Origin of the sequence: Nocardiopsis endophytica, assembly GCF_027706725.1 — a bacterium.
Taxonomy (GTDB): domain Bacteria; phylum Actinomycetota; class Actinomycetes; order Streptosporangiales; family Streptosporangiaceae; genus Nocardiopsis_A; species Nocardiopsis_A endophytica.
This window is the reverse complement of record NZ_JAQFWQ010000022.1, coordinates 1-23,194: the sequence shown is the minus strand read 5'-3', so window position 1 is coordinate 23,194 and position 23,194 is coordinate 1. Positions and strand designations below refer to the sequence as shown.

Annotated in this window: 20 protein-coding genes and 1 pseudogene; 11 read left to right on the top strand and 10 right to left on the bottom strand. The window is 73.6% G+C overall.

Annotated elements, in window-relative coordinates:
- Nucleotides 1–44 precede the first annotated feature (44 nt).
- Together O4J56_RS10020 and O4J56_RS10015 are read right to left on the bottom strand one after the other, a co-directional pair.
- A complete protein-coding gene (locus tag O4J56_RS10020) occupies nucleotides 45–806 on the bottom strand; it encodes an isoprenyl transferase (protein ID WP_270685400.1) in 762 nt (253 codons plus the stop codon).
- A gap of 125 nt (nucleotides 807–931) precedes the next feature.
- Nucleotides 932–1,525, bottom strand: a complete 594-nt coding sequence (locus O4J56_RS10015; RefSeq protein ID WP_270685398.1) for an RNA polymerase sigma factor — start codon at nucleotides 1,523–1,525, stop codon at nucleotides 932–934.
- Nucleotides 1,526–1,713: 188 nt separating this feature from the next.
- On the opposite strand from O4J56_RS10015, the gene O4J56_RS10010 reads away from it, so the two are divergent.
- On the top strand, nucleotides 1,714–3,093 hold the full coding sequence (locus O4J56_RS10010) for a serine/threonine-protein kinase (protein WP_270685397.1): 1,380 nt from the start codon (nucleotides 1,714–1,716) through the stop codon (nucleotides 3,091–3,093).
- A 92-nt stretch (nucleotides 3,094–3,185) separates the two neighbouring features.
- On the opposite strand, the gene O4J56_RS10005 is transcribed toward O4J56_RS10010, so the two are convergent.
- The 3 genes from O4J56_RS10005 to O4J56_RS09995 form a co-directional block, all read right to left on the bottom strand.
- Complete coding sequence (locus O4J56_RS10005; protein ID WP_270685396.1) at nucleotides 3,186–3,839, bottom strand: hypothetical protein; 654 nt, start codon at nucleotides 3,837–3,839, stop codon at nucleotides 3,186–3,188.
- Between the two features lie 119 nt (nucleotides 3,840–3,958).
- Nucleotides 3,959–5,959 carry a thioredoxin domain-containing protein gene (locus O4J56_RS10000; RefSeq protein WP_270685395.1) on the bottom strand — a complete coding sequence of 667 codons (2,001 nt, stop codon included), beginning with the start codon at nucleotides 5,957–5,959 and terminating at the stop codon, nucleotides 3,959–3,961.
- Between the two features lie 69 nt (nucleotides 5,960–6,028).
- Nucleotides 6,029–6,268, bottom strand: a complete 240-nt coding sequence (locus tag O4J56_RS09995; RefSeq protein WP_270685393.1) for a hypothetical protein — start codon at nucleotides 6,266–6,268, stop codon at nucleotides 6,029–6,031.
- A 226-nt stretch (nucleotides 6,269–6,494) separates the two neighbouring features.
- On the opposite strand from O4J56_RS09995, the gene O4J56_RS09990 reads away from it, so the two are divergent.
- The 4 genes from O4J56_RS09990 (at nucleotide 6,495) to O4J56_RS09975 (ending at nucleotide 11,263) form a co-directional block, all read left to right on the top strand.
- Nucleotides 6,495–8,132 carry an SLC13 family permease gene (locus O4J56_RS09990; RefSeq protein WP_270685392.1) on the top strand — a complete coding sequence of 546 codons (1,638 nt, stop codon included), beginning with the start codon at nucleotides 6,495–6,497 and terminating at the stop codon, nucleotides 8,130–8,132.
- A 71-nt stretch (nucleotides 8,133–8,203) separates the two neighbouring features.
- Nucleotides 8,204–9,844 (top strand): sensor histidine kinase, encoded by a 1,641-nt coding sequence (locus tag O4J56_RS09985; RefSeq protein WP_270685390.1) that lies wholly within the window; start codon nucleotides 8,204–8,206, stop codon nucleotides 9,842–9,844.
- Complete coding sequence (locus O4J56_RS09980; RefSeq protein ID WP_270685388.1) at nucleotides 9,841–10,551, top strand: response regulator; 711 nt, start codon at nucleotides 9,841–9,843, stop codon at nucleotides 10,549–10,551. Before O4J56_RS09985 ends, O4J56_RS09980 begins: the two co-directional genes overlap by 4 nt.
- Nucleotides 10,552–10,654: 103 nt before the next feature.
- A complete protein-coding gene (locus tag O4J56_RS09975; protein WP_270685386.1) occupies nucleotides 10,655–11,263 on the top strand; it encodes a Uma2 family endonuclease in 609 nt (202 codons plus the stop codon).
- A 60-nt stretch (nucleotides 11,264–11,323) separates the two neighbouring features.
- Here the strand turns inward: O4J56_RS09975 and O4J56_RS09970 are convergent, their stop codons facing one another.
- Nucleotides 11,324–11,761: a MarR family winged helix-turn-helix transcriptional regulator gene (locus O4J56_RS09970; protein ID WP_270685384.1), complete on the bottom strand. Its 438-nt coding sequence runs from the start codon at nucleotides 11,759–11,761 to the stop codon at nucleotides 11,324–11,326.
- Nucleotides 11,762–11,884: 123 nt separating this feature from the next.
- Between O4J56_RS09970 and O4J56_RS09965 the strand changes: the two genes are divergently transcribed.
- Together O4J56_RS09965 and O4J56_RS09960 are read left to right on the top strand one after the other, a co-directional pair.
- Nucleotides 11,885–12,394 carry an allene oxide cyclase barrel-like domain-containing protein gene (locus O4J56_RS09965; protein ID WP_270685382.1) on the top strand — a complete coding sequence of 170 codons (510 nt, stop codon included), beginning with the start codon at nucleotides 11,885–11,887 and terminating at the stop codon, nucleotides 12,392–12,394.
- Between the two features lie 44 nt (nucleotides 12,395–12,438).
- Complete coding sequence (locus O4J56_RS09960; RefSeq protein ID WP_270685381.1) at nucleotides 12,439–13,092, top strand: NAD(P)-dependent oxidoreductase; 654 nt, start codon at nucleotides 12,439–12,441, stop codon at nucleotides 13,090–13,092.
- An 82-nt stretch (nucleotides 13,093–13,174) separates the two neighbouring features.
- Here O4J56_RS09960 and O4J56_RS09955 read toward each other — a convergent pair whose 3' ends face one another.
- Nucleotides 13,175–13,387 carry a hypothetical protein gene (locus tag O4J56_RS09955; protein WP_270685379.1) on the bottom strand — a complete coding sequence of 71 codons (213 nt, stop codon included), beginning with the start codon at nucleotides 13,385–13,387 and terminating at the stop codon, nucleotides 13,175–13,177.
- 5 nt (nucleotides 13,388–13,392) lie between these two features.
- Nucleotides 13,393–14,277, bottom strand: a pseudogene (gene mca, locus O4J56_RS09950) (mycothiol conjugate amidase Mca).
- A 179-nt stretch (nucleotides 14,278–14,456) separates the two neighbouring features.
- Here mca and O4J56_RS09945 point away from each other — a divergent pair.
- Both O4J56_RS09945 and greA read left to right on the top strand, forming a co-directional pair.
- Entirely contained in the window at nucleotides 14,457–14,945 is a 489-nt protein-coding gene (locus tag O4J56_RS09945) for a DUF4307 domain-containing protein (RefSeq protein WP_270685377.1), read from the top strand.
- Between the two features lie 240 nt (nucleotides 14,946–15,185).
- Nucleotides 15,186–15,686, top strand: coding sequence for a transcription elongation factor GreA (gene greA, locus O4J56_RS09940; RefSeq protein ID WP_017626777.1), 501 nt, complete (start codon nucleotides 15,186–15,188; stop codon nucleotides 15,684–15,686).
- A gap of 97 nt (nucleotides 15,687–15,783) precedes the next feature.
- Here greA and O4J56_RS09935 read toward each other — a convergent pair whose 3' ends face one another.
- Entirely contained in the window at nucleotides 15,784–17,112 is a 1,329-nt protein-coding gene (locus O4J56_RS09935; RefSeq protein WP_270685375.1) for a hypothetical protein, read from the bottom strand.
- A 595-nt stretch (nucleotides 17,113–17,707) separates the two neighbouring features.
- The gene (locus O4J56_RS09930) at nucleotides 17,708–18,871 is read right to left on the bottom strand and encodes an FIST signal transduction protein (RefSeq protein WP_270685374.1); all 1,164 of its coding nucleotides are present in this window, start codon (nucleotides 18,869–18,871) and stop codon (nucleotides 17,708–17,710) included.
- 170 nt (nucleotides 18,872–19,041) lie between these two features.
- Between O4J56_RS09930 and O4J56_RS09925 the strand changes: the two genes are divergently transcribed.
- The gene (locus tag O4J56_RS09925) at nucleotides 19,042–20,547 is read left to right on the top strand and encodes a sigma 54-interacting transcriptional regulator (protein WP_270685373.1); all 1,506 of its coding nucleotides are present in this window, start codon (nucleotides 19,042–19,044) and stop codon (nucleotides 20,545–20,547) included.
- A gap of 10 nt (nucleotides 20,548–20,557) precedes the next feature.
- Nucleotides 20,558–22,552, top strand: coding sequence for a vWA domain-containing protein (locus O4J56_RS09920; protein ID WP_270685372.1), 1,995 nt, complete (start codon nucleotides 20,558–20,560; stop codon nucleotides 22,550–22,552).
- Nucleotides 22,553–23,194 lie beyond the last annotated feature (642 nt).

Here is a 23,194-nt window from a genome sequence, read left to right as displayed (position 1 = left end):
CGTCCTTTCGTCGCGGTGGCTGCGGGGCGGGGGTGTGGGCCGGCTCAGCCGCCGAACCGCCGGTTCCGCGCGCCGAAGGAGCGGAGCGCGCGCAGGAAGTCCACTCTGCGGAAGGCAGGCCAGAAGACCTCGCAGAAGTAGAACTCCGAGTGCGCGCTCTGCCAGAGCAGGAAGCCGGAGAGGCGCTGCTCCCCCGAGGTCCGGATGAGCAGGTCCGGGTCGGGCTGGCCGCGGGTGTAGAGATGCTCGGCGATGTGGTCCAGATCGAGTCGCTCGGCGAGCTCCTCGATCGTGGTGCCCTTGGCGGCCTCCTCGTGCAGGAGGGACCGCACCGCATCGGCGATCTCACGCCTACCCCCATACCCGACCGCCACATTCACAATCAGCCCGGGATTGCCGGATGTGGCCGCTCCCGCCTCTTTCATCACACGGGCGGTCGAATCGGGCAGCAGGTCCAGGGCGCCGAGGGGGTTGACCCGCCAGCCCTCGCGCCGCAGCCGCTCCACCGTGCCCTCGATGATGCGCAGCAGCGGCTCCAGCTCCCCGGGGGCGCGGCCGAGGTTGTCGGTGGAGAGCATCCACAGGGTGACCACCTGGACGCCCCGCTCGCTGCACCAGCCCAGCAGGTCGAAGATCTTCTCGGCCCCGGCCTCGTGGCCGCGCGCGACGTCGCCCAGCCCTCCGGCCTTGGCCCATCTGCGGTTGCCGTCCAGGATGACGCCGACGTGGCGTGGGGTCTCGGCGTCGCCGAGCTTGCGCTCCAGGCGCCGCTCGTAGAGCCAGTACAGGGGGTCTCGGAGCCCCATGGGACGCAACCTTTCGCCGCTGGAAGCAAGGCAGGGGAAGAGGCCCCCGCGGCACCGGCGGCACCGACGGCGCGGCCCGGTGCGCGAGGGGTGGATTACCTTCCAGGGTAGGGCGCTTTACCCGCTCACGTCACGGCGAGCGCCCTGCGCACGTGCTTGCGCCCCTCGTGGATGCGCGACTTGACGGTGCCCAGGGCGATGTTGAGCTCCCCGGCGATCTCGTTGTAGTCCATCTGGCACAGGTCCCGCAGGACCAGGGGGGCGACCAGGTTGGGGCGCTCCTTCTCCAGCCGGTCCAGGGCCTCCAGCAGGTCGATGCGCGAGCCGGCGATGACGCTGGTGGTGCGGGGGTCGCGCTGGTGGGGGATGCGGTCCGCCTCGGTGGGCAGCTCGCCGGCGCGGCGCTTCATCGACCGGTAGGTCTGCCGGGCGGAGTTGGAGACGACGGTGTACAGCCAGGTCGTGAAGAGCGAGTCGCCCTTGAACCCGGAGATGTTGCGCGCGACCCGGAGCAGCGCGTCCTGGCAGGCCTCCTCGGCGTCCTGGCGGTAGGGCAGGAACCGCGCGCAGCGGCGCAGCACCTCCGGCTGGATGCGGCGCAGCAGCTCCTCCAGCGCGGACTCGTCTCCGTCGCGGGCGCGTCGGGCCAGCTCCTCGACGGCCTCGTCGACCTTCGCGGCGCTCCGCCTGGGGGCGGTGCCCTTGTCGGTGTTACCCACGGCTCTCAGCTCCTTGCTCCGAGGGCGGCGCTCCGGGCGGTGCGCCGTCCCCTGCTACTCCCTTACACGCGCACCCCCCTGTACGAGGTTCACATTCCACTCTGACGCGTAGGTGCCCCGGCCGGCTCCTGCCGAAGCGGGCCAGGCCCGCCAGGTTTGCCGGGGTGCGCTCTGGTAAGGCAGTACCTGTGGCGCAACCGGACACCTTCGGCCGATATCGGGTCGTTCGCAGGCTGGGTTCCGGCTCGTTCGCGACCGTATGGCTGGCCCACGACGACCTGCTCGACACCCCCGTCGCGGTGAAGGTCCTCGCCGAGAACTGGGCCCACCAGCTGGACGTGCACCAGCGCTTCGTCGAGGAGGCGCGGATCCTGCGCCAGGCCGATTCGGCCTGGCTGGTGCGGGTGCACGACCTCGACGTGCTCGCCGACGAGCGGCCCTTCATGGTGATGACCTACGCCGACCAGGGCAGCGTGGCCGACCTGGTCGCCCGCGGGCCGCTCCCCCTGGACGAGGCCCTGCGGCTGCTGACCGAGATCGGCCAGGGCGTCACCGCCCTCCACCGGCACGGCACCATCCACCGCGACATCAAGCCCTCCAACGTGCTGCTGCAGTCCTCCCCGGTGGGCCAGCGGGTGCTCGTGGCCGACCTGGGGTTCGCCAAGAGCATCGACGGGGCCTCCGGGTTCACCGCGGCGGCGGGCACCCCCGGCTACATGTCGCCGGAGCAGTCACAGCCCGGCGGCGACATCGACGTGCGCGCCGACGTGTACTCGCTGGGCGCGGTCGCCTACGAGCTGGTCACGGGGAGGAGGCCGCCGCCCCCGCCGGTGCGGGTGCCGCCGCGGCGGGTGCGCCCGGGCACCCCGCGCGCGCTCGACGAGCTGATCATGGCGGCGCTGTCGGAGGACCGGTCGGCCCGTCCGGCCGACGCCCAGACCTTCACCGACCGAGTGCGCGCCATCCGGATGGAGCAGGAGCTCCCCGAGGGGGTGCCCTGGCGGCTGCGGCACGGCGCGGCGGTGCGCCGCACCGCGGGCGCGACGGCGGTCGTGGCGGCGCTGGCCGCGTGCACCCCGGCGGCGGCGGCCGCGCCGGGGCTCACCTTCGGCCGGGTGAGCGACACGACGGGGTCGGTGAGCGTGGCCGTCCCCGTGGAGTGGGCCGACGAGCTGCAGCCCAACGGGTGGTCGCCGCGGCAGCTCGGGCTGGTCGGCGGGCGCGAGCCGGGGCTGCTCGCGGCCACCGACACCGACGCCTGGCACGAGGGCGGCGGCGCGGCGGGGGTGTTCGCCGGGCTGCTGAGCCGTTCGGCGCCCGGACCGCAGCTGGACGAGATCATCGACGCGGGGCCGTGCCCGGGCGAGCCGCGGCGGCGCGACTACGCGGACTCCTATTGGGGCGGCGAGGTGTGGGAGTGGGACTCGTGTCCGGGGCCGTCGTCGTTCGCCGCGGCGGCGGTGCGCCCGCACGGCGGCGGCCCGGTCCTCTATCTGGAGGTGCGCCAGCCGTCCCCGCGCCCGGACATCGTCGACCAGGTGATCGCCGGGACACGCGCGTCCGGGTGAGCCCGGCTGCCTCTTGTTGATCTCGGGAGAAACGACGCTACCGCCACGGTTTTAGGGGCGTTTTCCCCGAGATCAACGGGGATGGAGCCAGGTCAGGGGGTGTACCGGGACAGGTCCATGGAGCGGGCGATCCGGTCGTAGTCGGCGGCCGGGTCGACGATCGCGACGTCCAGGGCCACGTCCGCGTCGGGCACCAGCCACAGCCGGGTCTCGAACGGGGCGCCGCCCTCACACTTGAGCCGCCAGGCCGCCTGCTCGACGGTCTCCCCGCTGACGAGCTCGAACTCGTCCCGCTTCTCCCGCTTCACCAGGGCCGGGACGGCCGAGCCCACCTGGCCCACCGAGCCGGGGCACACCACGTTGGGGCGCTTCCAGCCGGTGTCGGAGTCCAGGTCGGCGCGGCTGATGCTGCCGCCTTCGCTGACGTTGAACCGCAGCCGCATGGCCGCCGGCGGGCACGGCACCGGCCCGTCCTCACGGCCGTGCTGCCCGTCGGCTTCTTCGGCGGCCGCGGGCGGGGCCAGGCACCCGTCCGAGCCGAGGGCCTCCCAGCGCTCGGGCAGCACCAGGTTGATGTCGTTGACCGCGTGCAGCTCGTCGCCCTTGTGCATGGGGAACCCGTCCTCGGAGGAGGCCGCCGGCCGGGCCGGGCCCGGCCTCAGCTGCACCTGCCCGGTGCAGCCGGACAGGGCCGTCGACAGCACCAGGACAAGCGGCGCGGCCAGGGCCACCGCCCGTCTGCCCATCGCGCTCCCCTCCGCGCTCCCCGTGGTGAGCCGCCGCTCGGCCCTCTTCCGACTGTGGATGCCCGATGTCACGGTGCGGCCGTCCGGCCGCCGCGCGTCGCGGCCGGATCCGGCCAACGTCAGGGCGTCAGCCGCCCTTGCAGGGCGGCGGCGTCGCTCACCGGCAGGTCGCAGGTGAAGCCGCGGCACACGTAGGCGGCGGGGCCGCCGCCGATGAGCGGGCGTCCGGCCAGCAGCGGAACCGGCGCGTCCGCGGGGTCGTCGGGGGCGTCCCCGTCCCCGGGCGCCACGGCGGTGCCGAACGGGGCGGCCATCAGCGCGGTGCGGTGCAGCTCCCGGGTGGCCTCGGTGCCCCGGGGACCGACGACGGCCACCTCCAGGGGGCCGCTGAGGAGGGTCTCGGTGACGGCGAGCCCCCACCCGGCGAACCGCGGCGCCTTGGCGGCCAGCGGCACGACCGGCCCCAGCGCGCTCTCGGCGGCGCGGCGGTGCCGCTCGGATCCGGTGAGGCCGGAATAGGTCAGCAGCGCACCGGCGGCGGCGAAGCGGCCGGAGGGGACGGCGTTGTCGGTGGGGTCCTGGGGGCGGTTGATGAGCGCCTCGGCGTCGTCGGCGGTGTCGTAGAAGGCGCCTGAGCCGTCGGTGAACCGGTCGAGGACGGTGTCGAGCAGCCGCCCGGCCGCGGCGGACCACTCCTGTTCGCCGGTGACCGAGAACAGCGCGAGGAACCCCTCGGCGGTGTCGGCGTAGTCCTCCAGGACGCCCGCGCTCGCTCCGACGACGCCGTCGCGGGAGGTGCGGGCGATGCGGCCGTCCTCCATGTGCAGGTCGGCCAGGAGCCGGGCGGCGGTACGCGCGCGCTCGATGAGGTCGGGGCGGTCCAGCAGAGCACCGGTCTCGGCCAGGGCGGCGACGGCCAGCCCGTTCCAGGCGGCGACGACCTTGTCATCGCGGGCCGGGGGAACCCGCCGCGCGCGCTCGGCCAGCAGGGTCCGCCGCACCCGCTCGAAGCGCTCGGGGTCGTCGGGGTCCTCAGGCAGGCGCAGTACCGAGGTGCCGTGCTCGAAGGTGCCCTCGTCGGTGACGCCGAAGACCTCGGCGGCCCACGCCCCGTCGTCGGGGCCGAGCACGCGCTCCAGCTCGGCGGGGGTCCACACGTAGTAGCGGCCCTCCTCGCCCTCGCTGTCAGCGTCCAGCGCGGAGGCGAAGCCGCCCTGGGGGGTGAGCAGGTCGGCGACCATCCAGTCGGCGGTGCCCAGGGCGATGCGGCGGGCGAGCGGGTCGCCGGTCTCGCGCCACAGCCGCAGGTAGGCGCGGAGCAGCAGCGCGTTGTCGTAGAGCATCTTCTCGAAGTGCGGCACGGTCCATTCGGCGTCGACCGAGTAGCGGGCGAAGCCGCCGCCGATCTGGTCGTGGATGCCGCCGCGGGCCATGGCCTCGGCGGTGGTGCTGGCCATCAGCAGCGCGCGCTCGTCGCCGGTGCGGCGGTGGTGCGCGAGCAGGAACGTGAAGAGCATGGACGGCGGGAACTTGGGGGCGCCGCCGAACCCGCCGCGCCGGGCGTCGAAGTCGCGGGCCAGGCCCTCCACCGCGGCAGCGGCCTCGTCGGCGCCGGGCAGCTGCCCTTCGCCGAGGGTGCGGGGGGCGGCCAAGGCGTCGACCACCCGGCGGCCCTGGTCGAGCACGCCGTCGCGCTCTTCGCGCCAGACACGGGAGACGGCCTCAAGGAGCCGGTTGAAATGCTCGCGCGGGAAGTAGGTGCCGCAGTAGAAGGGGGCGCCGTCGGGGGTGAGGAAGGCCGTCATGGGCCAGCCGCCCTGGCCGGTCATGGCCTGGACGGCCTCCATGTAGACGGCGTCGACGTCGGGGCGCTCCTCGCGGTCGACCTTGACGTTGACGAAGCCGTCGTTCATCCGCTCGGCGGTGGCGTGGTCCTCGAAGGACTCGTGCGCCATGACGTGGCACCAGTGGCAGGCGGCGTAGCCCACGGACAACAGCACCGGAACGTCCCGGCGACGGGCCTCGGCGAAGGCCTCCTCACCCCAGGGGCGCCAGTCCACAGGGTTGTCGGCGTGCTGCAGCAGGTAGGGACTGGTCGCGTCGGCCAAGCGGTTGGACATGTCCCCACTCTGCCCGACAGGGCTGGCGCCATGCACCGGCGGGCGGCCCGTGGCTCCCCCGGCAGGAGCTCAGGGGCCAGGGCTCCGATCATGGTTCAGCACCGCCCGGGCCGCCTCGACCTCCTGGCCCGTGAGAGGGCCGTTGTCCGCCTCGAAGTCCGCGACGATCTCCCCGAGCCGCTCCATGGCGATCCGGTGCTCGATGGCGTCGGGCACGAACGCCGAGAAACCCCCCGGCCCCACCCGGGCACGCACGGTCTCCGCGAGTTCCTCGGGCGAACCCACCGAGTACTTCTCACTACCACCCATGCCACCGATGCCGCCGCCCTTCCTACCGGCCTGCCGTCCGGAGTCCGACGGAACCGGACCCGGTGGGGCGGTCGGCCGCCCCGGCCGCACCCCGAGGACGCGAAACCCCTCGTCAGGGCCGTGCGACCGTTACGAACAAAAGAGCGACACCCGTGGTGGTCCATGTCACCTTGTCCGGGCACCCCGATGACCGGCCGATGGCCGGAACGTTACGGAAGGGACCTCGATGGCAACCACGGAGGACCGGGCGCCCGAGAGCCGGATGCGGCGATCCGCAGGGCCACGACCCGGCGCCGACGAACGGCACCTGCCCAACACGCGCGTCTGGATCGGCCGGCTGCTCGGGCCGGGCCTGGCCTTGTCGGCCTACTTCCTGATTCCGGCCGACCCCGACCTGTCCGGAGCGGCCCGCGCCTCGCTCGCCGTGGCGATCCTGGTCGCCGTCTGGTGGATGACCGAGGCACTGCCGCTGGCCGCGACCTCGCTGGTGCCGCTGGTGGCGCTGCCGTGGCTCGGCGTCCTCCCGTCCGGTGACGCCGCGGCCGCCTACGGCCACCCGATCGTCTTCCTCTTCCTGGGCGGCTTCGTCATCGCCCTGGCCATGCAGAAGTGGAACCTGCACAAACGCATCGCGCTGCTGACCATGCGGGCGATCGGCACCAAGCCGCGCCAACTGCTGCTCGGCGTGATGACCGCGACCTGGTTCCTGTCCATGTGGGTGAGCAACACCGCCACCACCATGATGATGCTGCCCATCGGCGTCAGCGTGCTGGCGATGGTCGCCGCGGCCCGGCAGGCGCGCACCGCGCCGCAGGGCGACGGGGCCGCGGCGGCGTCCGGGAGCGGCGCCGAGGAGGACCCGGTGGCGGCCCTGTCCGCCGACAAGGACACCAAGAACTTCTCCGTCGCGATGATGCTGGGCATCGCCTTCGCCGCCACCATCGGCGGCCTGGCCACCCTGATCGGCAGCCCGCCGAACCTCATCATGAGCGGCATCATGGAGGAGTCCTACGGCGTCCACATCGGCTTCGCCGACTGGATGAAGCTGGGCGTGCCGCTCTCGGCCGTCTTCCTCATCATCGCCTGGGCGTTCCTGACCCGCGTCGCCTACCCGACCCGGCTCGGCGATGTGATGGGCGGCAAGCAGGTCATCCAGGAGGAGCTGGACGGGCTCGGCCCGGTTTCGCGCGGTGAGTGGACCGTCCTGGCCGTGTTCGTCTCCACCGCACTGCTGTGGGTCTTCAAGGACCAGCTCAGCGGGTGGGGCGCGCTGACCTCCGTGCTCCCCTTCATCGCGAACCTCGACGACACCACCATCGCCCTGACCGCCGCGCTCGCCCTCTTCCTCATCCCCGTGTCGGCGCGGAAGGGCGTGGCCGCCATGGACTGGCGGACCGCGCAGAACGGCGTCCCCTGGGGTGTGCTGCTGCTCTTCGGCGGCGGGCTGTGCCTGGCCAAGGCCGTTCAGGACACGGGGCTCTCGGAATGGATCGGCGGCAAGATGGGCGGCCTGGGCGCACTGCCCGTCATCCTGCTGGTCGCCGCCGTCTGCCTGATCGTCCTGCTCCTCACCGAGCTCACCAGCAACACCGCGACGGCCACCACCTTCCTGCCGGTGCTCGCCGCGGTCGCCGTGGGCATCGGCATCGACCCGATGCTGCTGATGGTCCCCGCCGCGCTGGCCGCCACCTGCAGCTTCATGCTCCCGGTCGGCACCCCGCCGAACGCGATCGTGTTCGGCTCCGGGTATGTGACGATGCCGCAGATGATCCGGGCCGGGCTGTGGCTGAACCTGATCGGCGTCGTCCTGATCACGGCGATGAGCATGCTGCTCGGAGGCTGGGCCCTGGGCATCACGATGTGACCGCGGGCCCTGCGGCCCGGCCGGCCCCCGCCCCTCCCGCGCCGCCGCCCCCGACCTGTGAGAATGGCACCATGCGCAAGCGGATGAGCCTGGCGCGACAGCTCTTCGTACTGCAGCTCGCGGTGATCCTCTCACTGGTCGGGACGGCGGCGGTGCTGGTCTTCCTGGAGGTGCGCCGGGAGACCCACGAGCATGCCGTGCTCCAGGTGCGCGCCCTGGCCTCCGCGCTGGCCGAGCTGCCCGAGGTCCGTACCGCGCTGAACGGCCCCGACCCGTCGGCCGAACTGCAGCCGCTCGCCGAATCCGTGGGCGAGGCGGCCGGCACCGACTTCATCGTCTTCATGGCCCCCGACCGGACCCGCTACACCCACCCCGACCCGGAACGCATCGGCGAACCCTTCGTCGGCACGGTCGCCCCCGCGCTGGAGGGCCGCACCTTCACCGAGAGCTACGAGGGAACGCTGGGCCCCTCGGTCCGCGCGGTGACGCCCATCCGCGGGGAGGACGGCCAGGTGGAGGCGCTGGTGTCCATCGGGATCCTCCAGGAGCGGATCGGCAGCGAGGTCCAGCGCCGCCTGTACCCGGTCGTCGCCGTCTCCGCCGCCGCGCTGCTGGTCGCCGCCGCGGGCTCGTACGCGATCAGCCGGCGTCTGGACCGGCAGACCCTGGGCCTGGGCGCCGCGGAGATCACCCGCATGTACGAGCACCATGACGCCGTCCTGCGCACCGTCCGCGAAGGCCTGCTGATCGTCAGCCCGCGCGGCGAGCTGGTGCTCGCCAACGACCAGGCGCGCGAACTGCTCGGCCTGGGCGCCGACGCCGAGGGCCGCCGGGTCGGCGACCTCGGCCTGCGGCCCCCGCTCGACGCGCTGCTCGCCTCCGGGGAGCCCGCCGACGACCGGTTGTGCGTCTACGGCGACCGGGTGCTCGTCGCCCGCCAGGAGCGCATCGAGAAGGACGGCCGCCCGCTGGGCACCGTCACCACCCTGCGCGACCACACCGAGCTGGAGGCGCTGGCCGGTGAGCTGGACTCGGTGCGCGGCTTCACCGAGGCGCTGCGCGCCCAGGCGCACGAGTCCGCGAACCGCCTGCACACCGTGGTCACCATGGTCGAACTCGGCCAGACCGAGCGCGCCGTGGAGTTCGCCACCGTCGAGCTGGCCTCCGCCCAGCAGCTCGCCGACCGGCTGACCGAGGCGGTGGAGGAGCCCGCACTGGCCGCGCTGCTGCTCGGCAAGGCGGCCCAGGCCGCCGAGAAGGGCGTGGAGCTGGTGGTCACCGAGGACTCCGCGGTCACCGATTGCGCGGTCGCGGCCCGCGACCTGGTCACCCTGGTCGGGAACCTGGTGGACAACGCCATCGACGCGGCGCTGGCCGCCGAACCTCCCCGCCGGGTCACGGTGACCGCGCGCAGCGATGCGGGCGGCGGCCTGCTGGTCCGGGTGGCCGACAGCGGCAGCGGCGTGGGCGGCGCGCACCTGGACTCCATCTTCACGCGCGGCTGGACCACCAAGTCCGCCGCCGGGGCGCGGGGCCAGGGCCTGGGCCTCGCCCTGGTCAAGCAGGTGATCGACCGGTACGGGGGCGCGGCGGAGGTGGAGTCGGGCGACGGCGCGGTGTTCACCGTGCGGCTGCGTCCACAGCAGGCCCCCGAAGCACCGGGCGGGCAGGGCGGGCCGGACGACCGGCCGGACCGGGAAGAAGACGTATGAACAGCGGTGAAGACAGGATCAGAGCGCTCATCGTCGAGGACGACCCGCGGATCGCCGACGCGCACGCGCAGTACGTCGAGCGGGTCCCCGGCTTCACCGCCGCGGGCGTGGTGCACCGGGGTGGCGAGGCACTGGACTTCCTGGACCGGCACCCCGTCGACCTCGTCCTGTTGGACTTCTACCTGCCCGACATGACCGGCCTGGACGTCTGCCGCACCCTGCGCGCCCGCGGCCACCTCACCGACATCATCGCCATCACCTCGGCGCGCGATGTGGGCACCGTCCGCTCGGTGCTGGTGTACGGCGTGGTGCAGTACCTGCTGAAGCCGTTCAGCTTCGCCGCCTTCCGCGACAAGCTGGAACGCTACGCCGAATACCGGGGCCACCTTCTCGACCGCGGCGGGACCGCCGCCCAACAGGACCTGGACCGGGCGTTCGGTGCGCTGCGCGGCAGCATCGGCGGCCCGCTCCCGAAGGGGATGAGCAACCCGACCCTCTCCGCCGTGGTGGACCTGCTCCGCGGACTCGACCCGGACGGCATCACCGCCGCCGAGGCCGGGAACCGCCTGGGCATGGCCCGCGTCACCGCCCGCCGCTACCTGGAGCACCTCGCCGAGCAGGCCCTCGTGGAGCGCCGCCCGCGCTACGGCGGCCAGGGCCGCCCGGAGAACATCTACCACTGGAACGGCCCGCCGTCTCCGGACTGAATCGGGCCGTGCACGGATCACGCCCCGCTGCGGGCAGGTGCTCGGCTGCGGGCGCGGCATGTACCGGCAGGAACGCGGGAGCGACAGTAGTCTGGACCGAGCAGTGCTGGACCTGACGGTCACCGCCGGTCGAGGGAGGTACGCCATGGGCGCGGAGATGGTCGCCCCCGCGTGGATGCACTCGCAGATCAGCGCGGAGGAGTACGACTCCTGGTCCGAAGAGCAGTGCGCGGGCATCGAGATCGTGGACGGGATGGTCGTCGTGAGTCCGAGCGCGTCCAAGCGGCACAACCGGTTGGCCCGAATCCTGGCCAACGCTCTGGACGACGCCGCGGGCCCGGACTGGAACGCCGATACGGACTTCGACGTCCGCCTCCAGGACGTCCCGCTGACCAACCGCCGCCCTGACGTCGCCGTCTACCGGGCGGACACCCTCGATGTCACGCCCAGCCGCCCCGAGCACCTGCTCCTGGTCGTCGAGGTGGTCTCCCCCGGCTCGGAGACCACGGACCGCATCGTGAAGACGAGCCAGTACGCCGAGTCCGGCATCCCCTTCTACTGGCGGATCGAGCAGGCGGCCACCGGCATCCCCATCATCTACACCTACGTCCTCGACCCGGCGATGAAGGCGTACCGGGACGGCGAGATGTTCACCGGCGCGATCAAGGCGTCCGTCCCCTTCCCGGTCACCGTCGACCTGTCGGCCGTCTGAGGAACAAGGTCGAGCGAGAAGCCTCCTCCCCACCGGGCGACAGCCGTGCGTCTGCGGGACTCACTCGTTCGCGTCCCGGAGTGTGCGCAGGATGCGCTCCAGGTGGCGGCGGTCCTCGGCCGTGAGGGGGGCGGTGACGTGACTGCGGAGCTGGGAGACGTGGGCTTTCAGGGCCCGGTCGAGTGCTTCCGCCCCCTTGTCGGTCAGTGCGGCGAGTGAGGCCCGCCGGTCCTCGGGGTCGGGGTCGCGTCGGATCAGCCCCTCCTTCGCCATGCGGTCGGCGAGCCGGGTGAAGCCGCCCGAGCTGAAGGACACGGCCTCCGCCAGATCCGTCATGCGCAGCCGGTGCCCGGGGGTGCGCCCCAGCCGCAGCAGCACCTCGAACCAGGCGTCCGGGACCCCGAGGTCCCGGTGCACCAGGGGCTTGAGGCGAGTGAACGCCTCCACGAACAGTCCGTAGAGCGTCACGTCGTCGTCATGCAGCAGTTGCGCGTCCATCCCACCAGGATGCCAGATAGCCGACGACAGAAGAAGCTGCTCTTGCAATATCTGCCGTTGCAGGCATATTGTCTGCAGCGGCAGATATTTGATGCGGTACCTCGACGGATACGGAGTCCGATCATGCGCAAGCACGTCCTTCCAGCGATCGGTGTCGCCGCCGCCACGGCAGGAGCCCTGGTCCTCGGCCTGTCCCTGGCGCCCACTGCGGCGAACGCCGCCCCTCCCAAGCACGGATACCACCACCGCACGATCACCATCGAGGCGGTCGAGAAGGGCACTGCGGTCAACTTGGTCGACGTCCCCCCGGACGACTCCGCCCTCGGCGACCAACTGATCGGGACCGCCGACCTCATCGACGCCGACGGCAACGAGCTGGGCGCCAGCAGCTTCGTGGGCATCTCCACCGACGCCGAGCCGCGTACCTCCGAGATGCTGACCTTCGTCTATGAGCTGCCCGACGGCAAGATCACCACGTCTGGAACCGCGGAGCTCTCCGACTCCGGGCCCGTCTTCGACGAGAAGTTCGCCATCACGGGCGGCACCGGCGAGTACAAGAACGCCTCCGGAGAGGTGCGCGTCCTGCAGGAGACGATGGAGCAGGCGAAGGTCACCTTCGAGATCCGGCGCTGACCATACCTACGAGCCCTACGAGACCAGCACGAACGGAGTCATCCGTGAAGATCCTCCTCATCGGCGCCACCGGCATGATCGGCTCCCGTGTGGCGGCGGAAGCGCTGCACCGCGGCCACCAGGTCACCGCCGCGACCCGCTCGGGCCGTACGGCCGCCGCCCTGCCCCTGAGTCCCGACCTGACGAGCGTCGCCCTCGATGTCACCGAGCCCGCCCAGGTGGCTGAGACGGCCGCGGGTCACGACGCCGTGGTGTCGGCCGTCTCCCCGCCCCGCGACGGCTCCGACCCGACCGCCCCGCTGCTGACGATGTACCGCTCGCTGGCCGAAGGGCTGCGCACCGCGGGTGTGCCGCGGCTCGTCGTCGTCGGCGGCGCCGGCAGCCTCAAGACCGCGTCGGGTGCGGACCGCGTCGACACCGACGACTTCCCCGCGGTGTACAAGGCCGAGTCCCTCGCCCAGCGCGAGGTCCTGCGGCTGCTGCGCGCCGAGGTGACCGACCTGGACTGGACCTACATCTCACCGGCGGACGAGATCGCCCCCGGCGACCGCACCGCCCGGTTCCAGCTCGGCGGCGACGAACTCCTCTTCGACGCGAACGGCCGCAGCTTCATCAGCGCCGAGGACTACGCCGTCGCACTGGCCGACGAGCTGGAGAAGGACCAGGCCATCCGGCGCCGTATCACCGTCGCCTACTGACCTGTGTCAACGGCACCGGCGCGTCCCGGCGGAAGGCCGCGGCGTTCGGGGCGCGCCGCGGCCCTCTGCCGTCACTCCCCGGTCACTCCTTGGAGGGCTGCCCCGGCTCGTCGGCGGCCGCCTCGACGGCCTGGTCGAAGCCGCCCTCGCGGACGTGGGCGAGTTTGGTCCTCATACTGCGCATGAGGAAGTACAGCACGGCGCCGATCGCGGCCACCACCAGGAAGCCCAGCACGCCCGGGGTGACGGTGAACTTGTCCACCTCGGGCTGAGCGAGCATGAGTACGGTCTCCATACCGCTCATGTTCCCACCGTCTCGCGGACGCCCGCGAACAGGTCCGTCTCCGGCATCTCGGTGTCGACCAGGGAGCGGGCCAGGTGGTAGTCCTCCCAGGGCCAGGACGCGCGCTGGATGTCCATGGGCACCGCGAACCAGAACCCGTTCGGGTCGATCTGGGTGGCGTGCGCGATCAGGGCGCGGTCACGCGTCTCGAAGTACTCGTCGCACTTGATCTAGGTGGTGATGTCCCACGTCCTGCGGTCGCGCTCCATGTCCTCGAAGCGCTTCATCAGGTCCTTGTAGGGGTTCTCCAGGCCGCGCTCGTCCAGGGCGGCGGAGATCGCCTCGAACCGCGGGCGCGGGAAGGACACGTGGTAGTAGAGCTTGAGCGGCTGCCACGGGTCGCCGGTGCCCGGGTAGCGCTCCGGGTCGCCCGCCGCCTCGAAGGCCTCGACCGAGACCCGGTTGGTCATGATGTGGTCGGGGTGGGGGTAGCCGCCCTCGTCGTCGTAGGTGAGGATGACGTGCGGGCGGAAGGAGCGCACCGAGCGCACCAGCGGCTCGGAGGCCGTCTCCAGCGGCTGCACCGCGAAGCAGCCCTCGGGCAGCGGCGGCAGCGGGTCGCCCTCGGGCAGGCCCGAGTCGACGAAGCCGGAGAACTCCTGGTGCACGCCGAGGATCTGCCGGGCCTCGGCCATCTCCTTGCGGCGGACCTCGCCGATGTTCTCGCGGACCTCGGGCCGGTCCATGGCCGGGTTCAGGATGGAACCGCGCTCGCCGCCGGTCAGTGTGACGACCAGCACTTCGGCGCCCTCCGCCACGTAGCGCGCCATGGTGGCGGCGCCCTTGCTGGATTCGTCGTCGGGGTGGGCATGCACGGCCATGAGCCGCAAACGCTCGGACAACGGAGTTACCCCTCGGGTAGTCGCGGAAGCTTCCTCGAAAAGACCCGGCCGGCGGCTTGGTCCGGCCGGGTGCCCGCCGCGCTGCCCGTGCGGGGACATGCGGGGGCGGGGGTGGAACAGGGGCCCCAGTGGGCGGGGCTATCTTAGACAACGCAGACCTTACGTTCGGAGATTCCCGCATGCCCGAGAGCCCCTCTGACCTCACGCCCGACGGCGCCGAGCGGCACGGCGCCGCAGGAGGCGACGGCGGTGACGGCGACAACGGCGGCAGCGGCCCGAGTGCGGCCGGGGACGCGTCCGGGAGCGCCATCGGGAAGCGGCACGGCGCCCGCCCCGTCTTCTTCGTCCTGGGCCTCATCGCCGCCGGCGTCTTCACGGTCGGGTGGGGGTTCGCCCTGATGAGCTACGGGGACCACACCGGGGTGGCCAACCAGACCATCGCCTGGAGCATCGAGTCCGACGACGAGGCCAGCATCACCTTCCAGACCAACAGCGGCGGCCCCGCCGTGTGCATCGTGCGGGCGACCGACCCCCAGCACGTCGAGGTCGGCCAGCGCCGGGTCGAGGTCGGGGCGGGGACCCAGGACGTGACGGCGAAGATCGAGACGGTTCGTCGTGCCGCGATGGTAGAAGTGGCGTCCTGCAGGGAACAAGGAACGGCAAAGTGAACGCCAAGACCGCCCTGACCTGACCGCCCCCGCGTGCCCCGGCCCCGGCGCCGGACACCGCCGACCATCGCACGGACCATTCCTCCGCTTTCCTGACCGCACCTGACGGCAAAGCGCTGTACGGTGCGCAAACGGCGGGAATCAACGGTTCTTCCGCGATGATCACGCGGTGATAACCTCGTAAGTTCAGCTGCGGCCGATGGTGGACCGCAGTAGTTCAGACGCACCAAGGGAGTTCCCGTGACCGAGACCCGCGATGACAACGTCACCTGGCTGACCCAGGAGGCGTATGACCGGCTCAAGGCGGAGCTGGAGCACCTTTCGGGGCCTGGTCGCATCGAGATCGCCGACAAGATCGAAGCCGCCCGCGAGGAGGGCGACCTGAAGGAGAACGGCGGCTACCACGCCGCCAAGGAGGAGCAGGGCAAGATCGAGGCCCGCATCTCCCAGCTCCAGGACATCCTCCGCAACGCGCGCGTCGGCAGCGCCCCGCACAAGGAGGGCGAGGTCGGTCCCGGTATGACCGTCACCATCAAGTTCGAGGGCGACGACGAAGAGGTCACCTTCCTCCTCGCCTCCCGGGAGGAGAGCGGCGCGCCGATCGACGTCTACTCCCCCAAGTCGCCGCTGGGCTCCGCGATCAACGGTAAGCGGATCGGGGAGACGGTGAGTTACACGCTCCCGAACGGCAAGAGCCTGTCGGTGGACATCATCGACGCCGTCCCCTACGGCGGGGCCTAGCCTCCCGCAGCACAGTGCGGAAGGGGTGGCCGAGAGCCACCCCTTCCGCTTTGCGGGGGCGGGTTCCCGGGGGCGGGTTCCCGGGAAGGGCCCGCGGTCAGGGCAGCGCGCACTCGGGCGCCGCGCCCCCGCCCTCGGCGAAGGCCGCCGGGACGAAGTCGCCCTCGCCGATGCGCAGCCACTCGGCCGCCGCGCCCGCCGGGCCGTCGACCCGTTCCCCGGCGGTGCGGCACTCGACCGCCACGCGCGCCCCTTCGGCGGCCATCCCGGTCGCCGGGTGGTCCCGCCCCGGTCCCGAGCGGACCACCACCGGGTCGCCGCCGTCGGCCGCCGCCATCCGGGCGCGCGGGCGCGGGTCGCCCGTCCACAGGTAGTCCACCCGCACCCAGGCGTTGGTGGGCAGCTTCAGCGCGTCGCGGAAGGTGCCGTCGGCCAGGTCGATCCCGGCCGGGTTGAGCACCTTGCGACCGAAGCCGTCCCGCCCGCCGTTGTAGCCGTCCTTGTAGGCGGCCTGGGCCTGCGGGGTGCCGTGCGGCAGGTCCCGCCACATCTGGCGGTCGGTGTTCCAGTGGTCGTCCTTGATGTTCCAGGGGCCCACGTCCCACACCGGCGCGTAGGCACAGCGGCGCCCGTCGGCACCGTCCCCCTCGACCTCGTCGCCCCCGTCGGCCTCGGTGCACACCCGCACCGTGTAGTCCCCGGAACCGCGCGGCGCCAGCGCCCGCCGGGAGGGCAGCGCGACGAAGTGGTCGTCGGCGCGGACCGTGTGCCCGTTGGCGGTGGTCGCGCCGACCAGGCCGATTCGGGTGGCGAACAGCCGCGCGGAGAACGGCTCGCCCGGAAGCCCGCCGTCGGCGGCACCGTCGGCGGCACCGACCGGGCGCAGGCGCACCTCCTCCAGCACCGACCCGCCCTCGGCGGCCTTCCCGCTCAGGCCGACCCGCACCTGGACGCGGTCGGCGGGGTGGGGCAGGCGCACGCGCACGCCCTGCTCCTCGGCGACTGCGCCGGGCGAGGAGCCGGCCACCGGCACCCACTCGCCCCACACGCCTTCGGCGCGCTCGCCGCGCACCTCCACGGAGAAGCCGTCGGCCGGGCCGGAGACGCCGATGGCCACGTCGAGCTCGTCGACGGCGCGGTCGAGGTCGCGGGCGGGGAAGGTGGCCAGCGCGACGGGGCCGTCGCCGGGCTCGCGCTCCAGCGAGGCACCGAGGGGCGCGTCCTGTGCGGCGCCGGTGTCCAGGCGCAGGTCGGCGCTGCCGGGGTCCTCCTCGATCCAGCCCTGGGCCGACGGGCGGGCGGGCGCCTGCGGCGCGGCGGCGAGCGGCGCGGCGGGCAGCAGGAGCGCGCCGAGGAGCCCGGCGGCGGCGAACGCGCCGGTGCGGAGCCGGATTCGAGGCCGGATACGCGGCCGGTTACGCGGCATGTCTCCCCCATCTCGGTCGGTCCCCGGCACACCGAGGACCCCACAAGTAAGCAACCGGCGACAGGGAATGACGAAAACGGCACGCCGCGCAGAGGGGCCGTGCAGGGTAAAAGGAGGACAAGCGGACCGAATTCCGCGCACGCCGGGGCGTCGGAAGTGCACCGGAACGAACCGGCCTGGCCAGGGGCGGCCATAATGGCCACCCTTAATGGCGCATGATCACCACCCGGATCGGCGGCCGCCGTTCCCCGGGACCATTCCCCGTTCATGGGCGGTGGCGGCGTATGGGGCCCGGTCGGCACGGGCGCGTCCGGATTCGGCCATCGGTCCGCTGCCCACCCGGGAGCAGGTTCCCGAGAGTTCGATGGGGGTTCGGCGGGGCCCTCGGCCCCGCCGTCGCCGACCTCGGGGAAGCCGGGGTGAAGCGGACACCTTGAGGAGCCGGCGCGGTCAGGCGGGTGTGCTCGGCGTTGATCTCGGGAGAAGCGACGCTACCGGGCCGCTTTTAGGGGCGCATTTCCCGAGATCAACGACGGGTCCGCGGGTCTGGGCCCACAGCGGTCCGCCCGGCCCGCCCCGGGCCGGCCCCAGTCCCCTAGTCCCCGAAGGCCAGCAGGCAGGCCGTGTAGCTGTGCACGTGGTTGCGGCCCGCCACCGGTCCGACCTCGCCCGCCGCGAAGAAGCCGGTCACCGCGTCCACGCCCAGCGCGCGGCGGACCGCCCGCACGTCGTGGTCGGCGGTGCCGAACATGGACGCCCCGCGCCCGTTGCAGGAGAACAGCAGCACTCCCGCGGCGCGCCCGCCCGTGTCCTCGCCGAACATGCCCAGCCGCTCCAGCAGGTCGGTGTCGGCGGTGTCCCGGTCGCGCACCTGGAACCGCACGGTCTGCCCCACGTCCACGGTGTCGCCGATGGTGAGGCTGTTCTCGTCCGGGTCGGCGCCGACCACCGAGCGGATCAGGAAGTCGCCCTGCTCGTGCCGGTCGGCGTACTCGTCCATGGCGATACCGATGTGCAGCCCGCCCCCGGCCGCCAGCTCCTGCTCCTCCGGCGGCAGCGCGTTGATGAGCTGCTCCAGCCGGTCGTAGGCGGGAACCCCGGCCAGGCCGCTGACCACGTTGCCCTCGGCCCCGGTGACCGCCATCGCCGGGCCCACCGGGCGGCACCCCTGGCTGACCATCGTGCCCACGATGCCGTCGCCGCCGAGCAGCAGGCCGATGGCACCGGCGTCGACCACCTCGCCCTCGAAGAACAGCCGCACCGAGCCGTTCCCGCCCATGCCGTCGGCCAGCCCGCCGACCAGCGGCAGACCGCCCAGCGCGTCGGTGGAGCGCTCCACGAACGACTGGGCCGGGAAGCGGTAGGGGTCGGCGAGCAGCAGGGCCGCGCGGTCGGACTCGTCGGGCTCGCGCATGCCGATCACCGCCAGGTGGTCGCCCTCGGGCACCACGTCCAGCTGGAACGGGGTCATCTCCACGTCGGGCAGCCGCGCCGCCCACACGCTGACCGCGCCCTGCTCCTCCACACCGCGGCCGCCGCCGATCACACCGGCGGAGGTGCAGCCGATGCTCACCGACCCGGGGGCCATGCCCATCACCCGTTCACCGGCGAGGACGACCTCCTCGGTGTCGGTGCCGCAGACCGAGAAGAAGATGAGGTCCGGAGGGCCGTCGAGGGACCGCACCGCCTCCTGCACCGCCCTCTCGGCCGCGCTCACCAGATCGGCGCCCGACGCAAGCGCATCACCGAACCTGGCCACTGGTCGCACCCCACATCGCTCGTCGGTCCGTTCCGGGCCGGGGCGCCGGCCCGGGGGACCATCCTTGCAGCCCCTCGACGTGAAACCTTCCCCCGAGGCTGCTTATTTCACCGGAGACGGCCCCGCTGAGGCGATCCCGCACACGGCGCCCCGCCACTAGACTCGCCTGCGTGTCCGCCCTCACACCCCCTGACGCGCTCCCCGCCACCGTCGGCGCCCTGCGGGACTCCGGCCGCACGCCCCTGCCCGTCAAGGAGGAGGTCCGCCGCTCGCTGCTGGAGCGCATGCGCGCCGGGCGGCCGCGCCTCCCCGGTCTTGTCGGGTTCGACGCCACCGTGCTGCCGCAGGTGGAGCGCGCGCTGCTGGCCCGCCACGACATCGTGCTGCTGGGCGAGCGCGGGCAGGGCAAGACGCGGCTGCAGCGGGCGGTCGCAGGGCTGCTGGACGAGTGGTCCCCGGTGGTGGAGGGGTGCCCGGTCAACGACGACCCCTTCGCGCCGGTGTGCCCGCGCTGCAAGGAAGCGGCGGGGCGGCTCGGCGAGGACCTGCCGGTGGTCTGGCGGCACCGCGGCGACCGGTACACCGGGAAGCTCGCCACCCCCGACACATCCGTGGCCGACCTGGTCGGCGACATCGACCCGGTGCGGCTGGCCCAGGGGGTCGCGCTCGACGACCCGGCGTCGCTGCACTACGGGCTGGTGCCGCGGGCCAACCGGGGGGTGCTGGGCCTGGACGAGCTGCCCGACCTGGCGGCCCGGGTGCAGGTGGCGCTGTTCGGGGTGCTGGAGGAGCGGGAGGTGCAGGTCCGCGGGTACGCGCTGCGGCTCCCGCTGGACCTGCTGGTGGTGGCCACGGCCAACCCCGAGGACTACACGGACCGGGGGCGGATCGTCACCCCGCTCAAGGACCGGTTCGGCGCCGAGGTGCGCACGCACTACCCGCTGACCGCCGACGACGAGGAGGCGCTCGTCCGCCAGGAGGCCGCGCCCGCGGGCCGGGTGCTGGTGCCGGGGCACCTGGTGGCGGTGGTGGCCCGGTTCGCGCGGCTGGTGCGGGGGTCGGCGTCGGTGGACGCGCGCTCGGGGGTGTCGGCCCGGTTCGCGCTCGCGGCGGTGGAGGCGGCGGCCGCCTCGGCCGAGCGGCGGGCGGCGCTGACCGGGGAGAAGGCGGCGGTGGCCCGGGTGGCGGACCTGGCGTCGGCGGTCCCGGCGCTGCGCGGGAAGGCCGAGTTCGCGCCGGGCGAGGAGGGGCGCGAGGGCGAGGTGCTGGACCACCTGCTGCGGCGGGCGGCGGCCGAGGTGTTCCGGGAGCGGTTCGCCGAGGAGGAGCTGGAGCCGCTGAAGGCGCACTTCGCGGGCGGCGGCACCGCCGAGGCGGGGGCCGGGGTGCCCGCTGCCGACCTGCTCGCGTCGGTGGGGCCGCTGGAAGGCCTGGGCGTGCTGACCGAGCGCGCCGCGCGGGGCGGGGCCCTGCAGGGCGGCGAGGGGGCGCCGGAGGGGCCGGACGCGGCCGCCGGAGAGACCGCGGCGGCGCTGGAGCTGGCCATGGAGGGGCTGTACCTGACCCGGAGGCTGTCCAAGGCGGACCTCGGGGGCGAGGAGGCCGCAGGGCAGGGCGGGGCGGCCGGACCGGAGGGCCCCGGCGGCCCCGGCGAGCGTTCGGTGTACCGGACATGAGGCCGGCGGAATGACCGGCGGGGAGCCGAGCGACGGCGGGGCGGCCCGCGGCGACCGGGTCCGCTACCTCCCCTACCGGCCCGGTCCCGACCCGCTCGCGCCGCCGTTCGACACCGCGCGGGCGCTGCGCGGCCTCGGCCGCCGCGTCTTCGACGGGAAGCGCCCCCACCAGGCGTTGCGCGACCTGCTGCGGCAGGGCGTTGACGGGATCCCGGGCACGGACGAGCTGCTGCGCCAGGTGCGGGAGCGGCGCGGACAGGCGGCACGGCGGGGAGGCCTCGACGGGGTGCACCGCCGGGCGCGCGCCGAGCTGGACCGCGCGGTCGAACTGGAGCTGCGTGCCCTGGCCGACGACCCTTCCGACGACGCGCGCGTCCGGGAGAGCGAACTCGCCTCCCTCCCCCGCGACACCGCCGCCGCCCTGCGCCACCTGCTCGCCGGTCCCTACCCCTGGCGATCGGACGAGGCGCGGGAGACGGTCGCGCGCCTCCTTGAGGAGGTGCGGAACGACCTCGTCGATGCGCGGCTCGGCCGGTCGGAGGCGTGGAGGGCGCATTCGCCGGACCCGGCGGGTGTCGCGGCCATGGCGACGGCGCTCGCCGCGCTGCTGGAGGCCGATGCCCGGGGCGAGCCCGTCGACCTCGACCGGTTCATGGCCGAGCACGGCGCCTTCTTCCCCGAGTTCGCCGGGCGGCCCGGCACCCTGGACGACGTGGCCGAAGCACTGGCCCGGCGGGCCGCCGCCGCGCGGGCGCACGCGTCGTCGCTGAACCCGGACCGCCGCGCCGAACTGGAGGGGCTGCTCGGCGAGGCCGCCCGGGAGGCGGGCCTGGCCGAGGCGCTCGACCGCCTCGCCGACGCGTTGCTCCGGCGCCGCCCCGACCTGGTGCGGGAGGCCTTCGCCGAGGTGGACGGCCCCGGGGATCTGGGGCTGGCCGAGGCGGTCGACCTCATCGAGGAGCTGGCCGACCTGGACGAGTTGGCGCGGGCGCTCGAAGGCGGCCCCGACGGGGTGGATCCCGCTGCCGCGGAGCGGCTGCTGGGCCCGGGGGCGGCCGAGGCGGTCGGGCGGCTGGCCGAGGTCGAGCCCCGGCTGCGCGGTGCCGGGCTGCTCACCGGCGGCCGGTCCCGGCCACGGCTCACCCCGCAGGCGGTGCGGCGCCTCGGAGAGGCGGCGCTGCGCGGCCTGGCCACGGGCCGAAGGGGTCACCGAAGCGGCGGCCACGGCCTCGCGCAGGAACGGGGTGTGGGGACGGCAGGGACGGCGCGGCCGGACGCGGGGGATCCGGGGGCGACGGTGCCCTGGGAGCCCGGGAGCCCGGCGCCGCTGGACGCGGTGGCCACGGTGCGGGCCGCGGTCGTACGCCGGGCGGCCGATCCGCAGGCTCCTCTCCTCTCCCCTGAAGACGTGCGGACCGCCGAGGCCGAGGAGCGGGCGGCGGCCGCGGTGTGCCTGTTGGTGGACTTGTCGTCGTCGATGGTGCGCGGCGGGTTGTTCGGCCCGGCGCGGGAGGCGGCGCTGGCGCTGTACACACTGGTCGGCGCCCGGTATCCGCAGGACGCCGTGCGGGTGGTGGGGTTCGACGAGACGGCACGGCCGCTGTCCGCGGCGGAGCTGCTGGAACCGGCCGGCCCGAGGGTGCAGGGCAGCAACGTGCAGCACGCGCTGCTCCTGGCACGGGAGCACTTCGGCCGCCATCCCGGGCGGGCACCGGTGGCGGTGCTGGTGACGGACGGGGAGCCGACCGCACACCTCGGACGGGACGGGTCGCCGGAGTTCGCCTGGCCGCCCCGCCCGGAGACGGCGGAGAAGACGGAGGCCGAGTTGGACGCACTGGCGGCGATGGGGGCCGCCGTGACCTTGATCGTCCCGGGAGGCGGCGGGGAGGCGGGGGCCCTGGCCCAGGCGGTGACCGGTCGAGGCGGACAGGTGATCCGCACAGAGGACGAGACCCTGGGGGTCAAGGTCATCGATGCGTACACGTCACGCAGGTCAGGCCGCTGACCCTTTCGACCACCAGACGAATGCCCAGGAAAAGGGGCGACGAGGACGGGCCGGCGGGCCTTCCAGCAGCGCTGTCGGCCGTGGGGCGTGTGCATGGTCGCCGGAGATGGCAGCGACGGAGCAAGCAGGGCGGTTCCCCGGCCCCGCCTGCCGGGCGCGAGCCCACTCGTGGTCCAGGCGGTCGGGCGGCTGAGCAGGTACCCCACTCACGGGTCGTGGCCGGGCGGAATGCCGCCGGGGTGTGAGGTGGAGGGCAGCAACGACAAAGGGCAGCAGCCCGCAGCGCAGCGTCGTCGGCCGCCAGGCGTGTGCGTGGTCGCCGTGGTTGGGCAGCGACGGAGCAAGCAGGGCGGTTCCCCGGCCCCGCCTGCCGGGCGCGAGCCCACTCGTGGTCCAGGCGGGAGGGCGGCTGAGGTGGTGCCCCACTCGATAACCCCAGCCGAGCGGAAGGCCGCCGGGGTGTGAGGTGGAGGGCAGCAACGACAAAGGGCAGCAGCCCGCAGCGCAGCGTTGTCGGCCGTGGGGCGTGTGCGTGGTCGCCGTGTTGGGCGGCGACGGCGAGAAGCAGGCGGTTCTCCGGCCCCGCCTGCCGTCCGTCCGGCGGCCGGCAGGCCAGGCGGGCGGCGCAGTGGGGTGGGCGAG

Coding starts and splice junctions, on each gene's coding strand:
- O4J56_RS09980 (WP_270685388.1), top strand. CDS start 9,841: ATGAACAGCGGTGAAGACAGGATCAGAGCGCTCATCGTCGAGGACGAC.
- O4J56_RS10000 (WP_270685395.1), bottom strand. CDS start 5,959: ATGTCCAACCGCTTGGCCGACGCGACCAGTCCCTACCTGCTGCAGCAC.
- O4J56_RS09955 (WP_270685379.1), bottom strand. CDS start 13,387: ATGGAGACCGTACTCATGCTCGCTCAGCCCGAGGTGGACAAGTTCACC.
- O4J56_RS09965 (WP_270685382.1), top strand. CDS start 11,885: ATGCGCAAGCACGTCCTTCCAGCGATCGGTGTCGCCGCCGCCACGGCA.
- O4J56_RS09985 (WP_270685390.1), top strand. CDS start 8,204: ATGCGCAAGCGGATGAGCCTGGCGCGACAGCTCTTCGTACTGCAGCTC.
- O4J56_RS10020 (WP_270685400.1), bottom strand. CDS start 806: ATGGGGCTCCGAGACCCCCTGTACTGGCTCTACGAGCGGCGCCTGGAG.
- O4J56_RS10005 (WP_270685396.1), bottom strand. CDS start 3,839: ATGGGCAGACGGGCGGTGGCCCTGGCCGCGCCGCTTGTCCTGGTGCTG.
- O4J56_RS09990 (WP_270685392.1), top strand. CDS start 6,495: ATGGCAACCACGGAGGACCGGGCGCCCGAGAGCCGGATGCGGCGATCC.
- O4J56_RS09970 (WP_270685384.1), bottom strand. CDS start 11,761: ATGGACGCGCAACTGCTGCATGACGACGACGTGACGCTCTACGGACTG.
- O4J56_RS09945 (WP_270685377.1), top strand. CDS start 14,457: ATGCCCGAGAGCCCCTCTGACCTCACGCCCGACGGCGCCGAGCGGCAC.
- O4J56_RS09935 (WP_270685375.1), bottom strand. CDS start 17,112: ATGCCGCGTAACCGGCCGCGTATCCGGCCTCGAATCCGGCTCCGCACC.
- O4J56_RS09920 (WP_270685372.1), top strand. CDS start 20,558: ATGACCGGCGGGGAGCCGAGCGACGGCGGGGCGGCCCGCGGCGACCGG.
- O4J56_RS09995 (WP_270685393.1), bottom strand. CDS start 6,268: ATGGGTGGTAGTGAGAAGTACTCGGTGGGTTCGCCCGAGGAACTCGCG.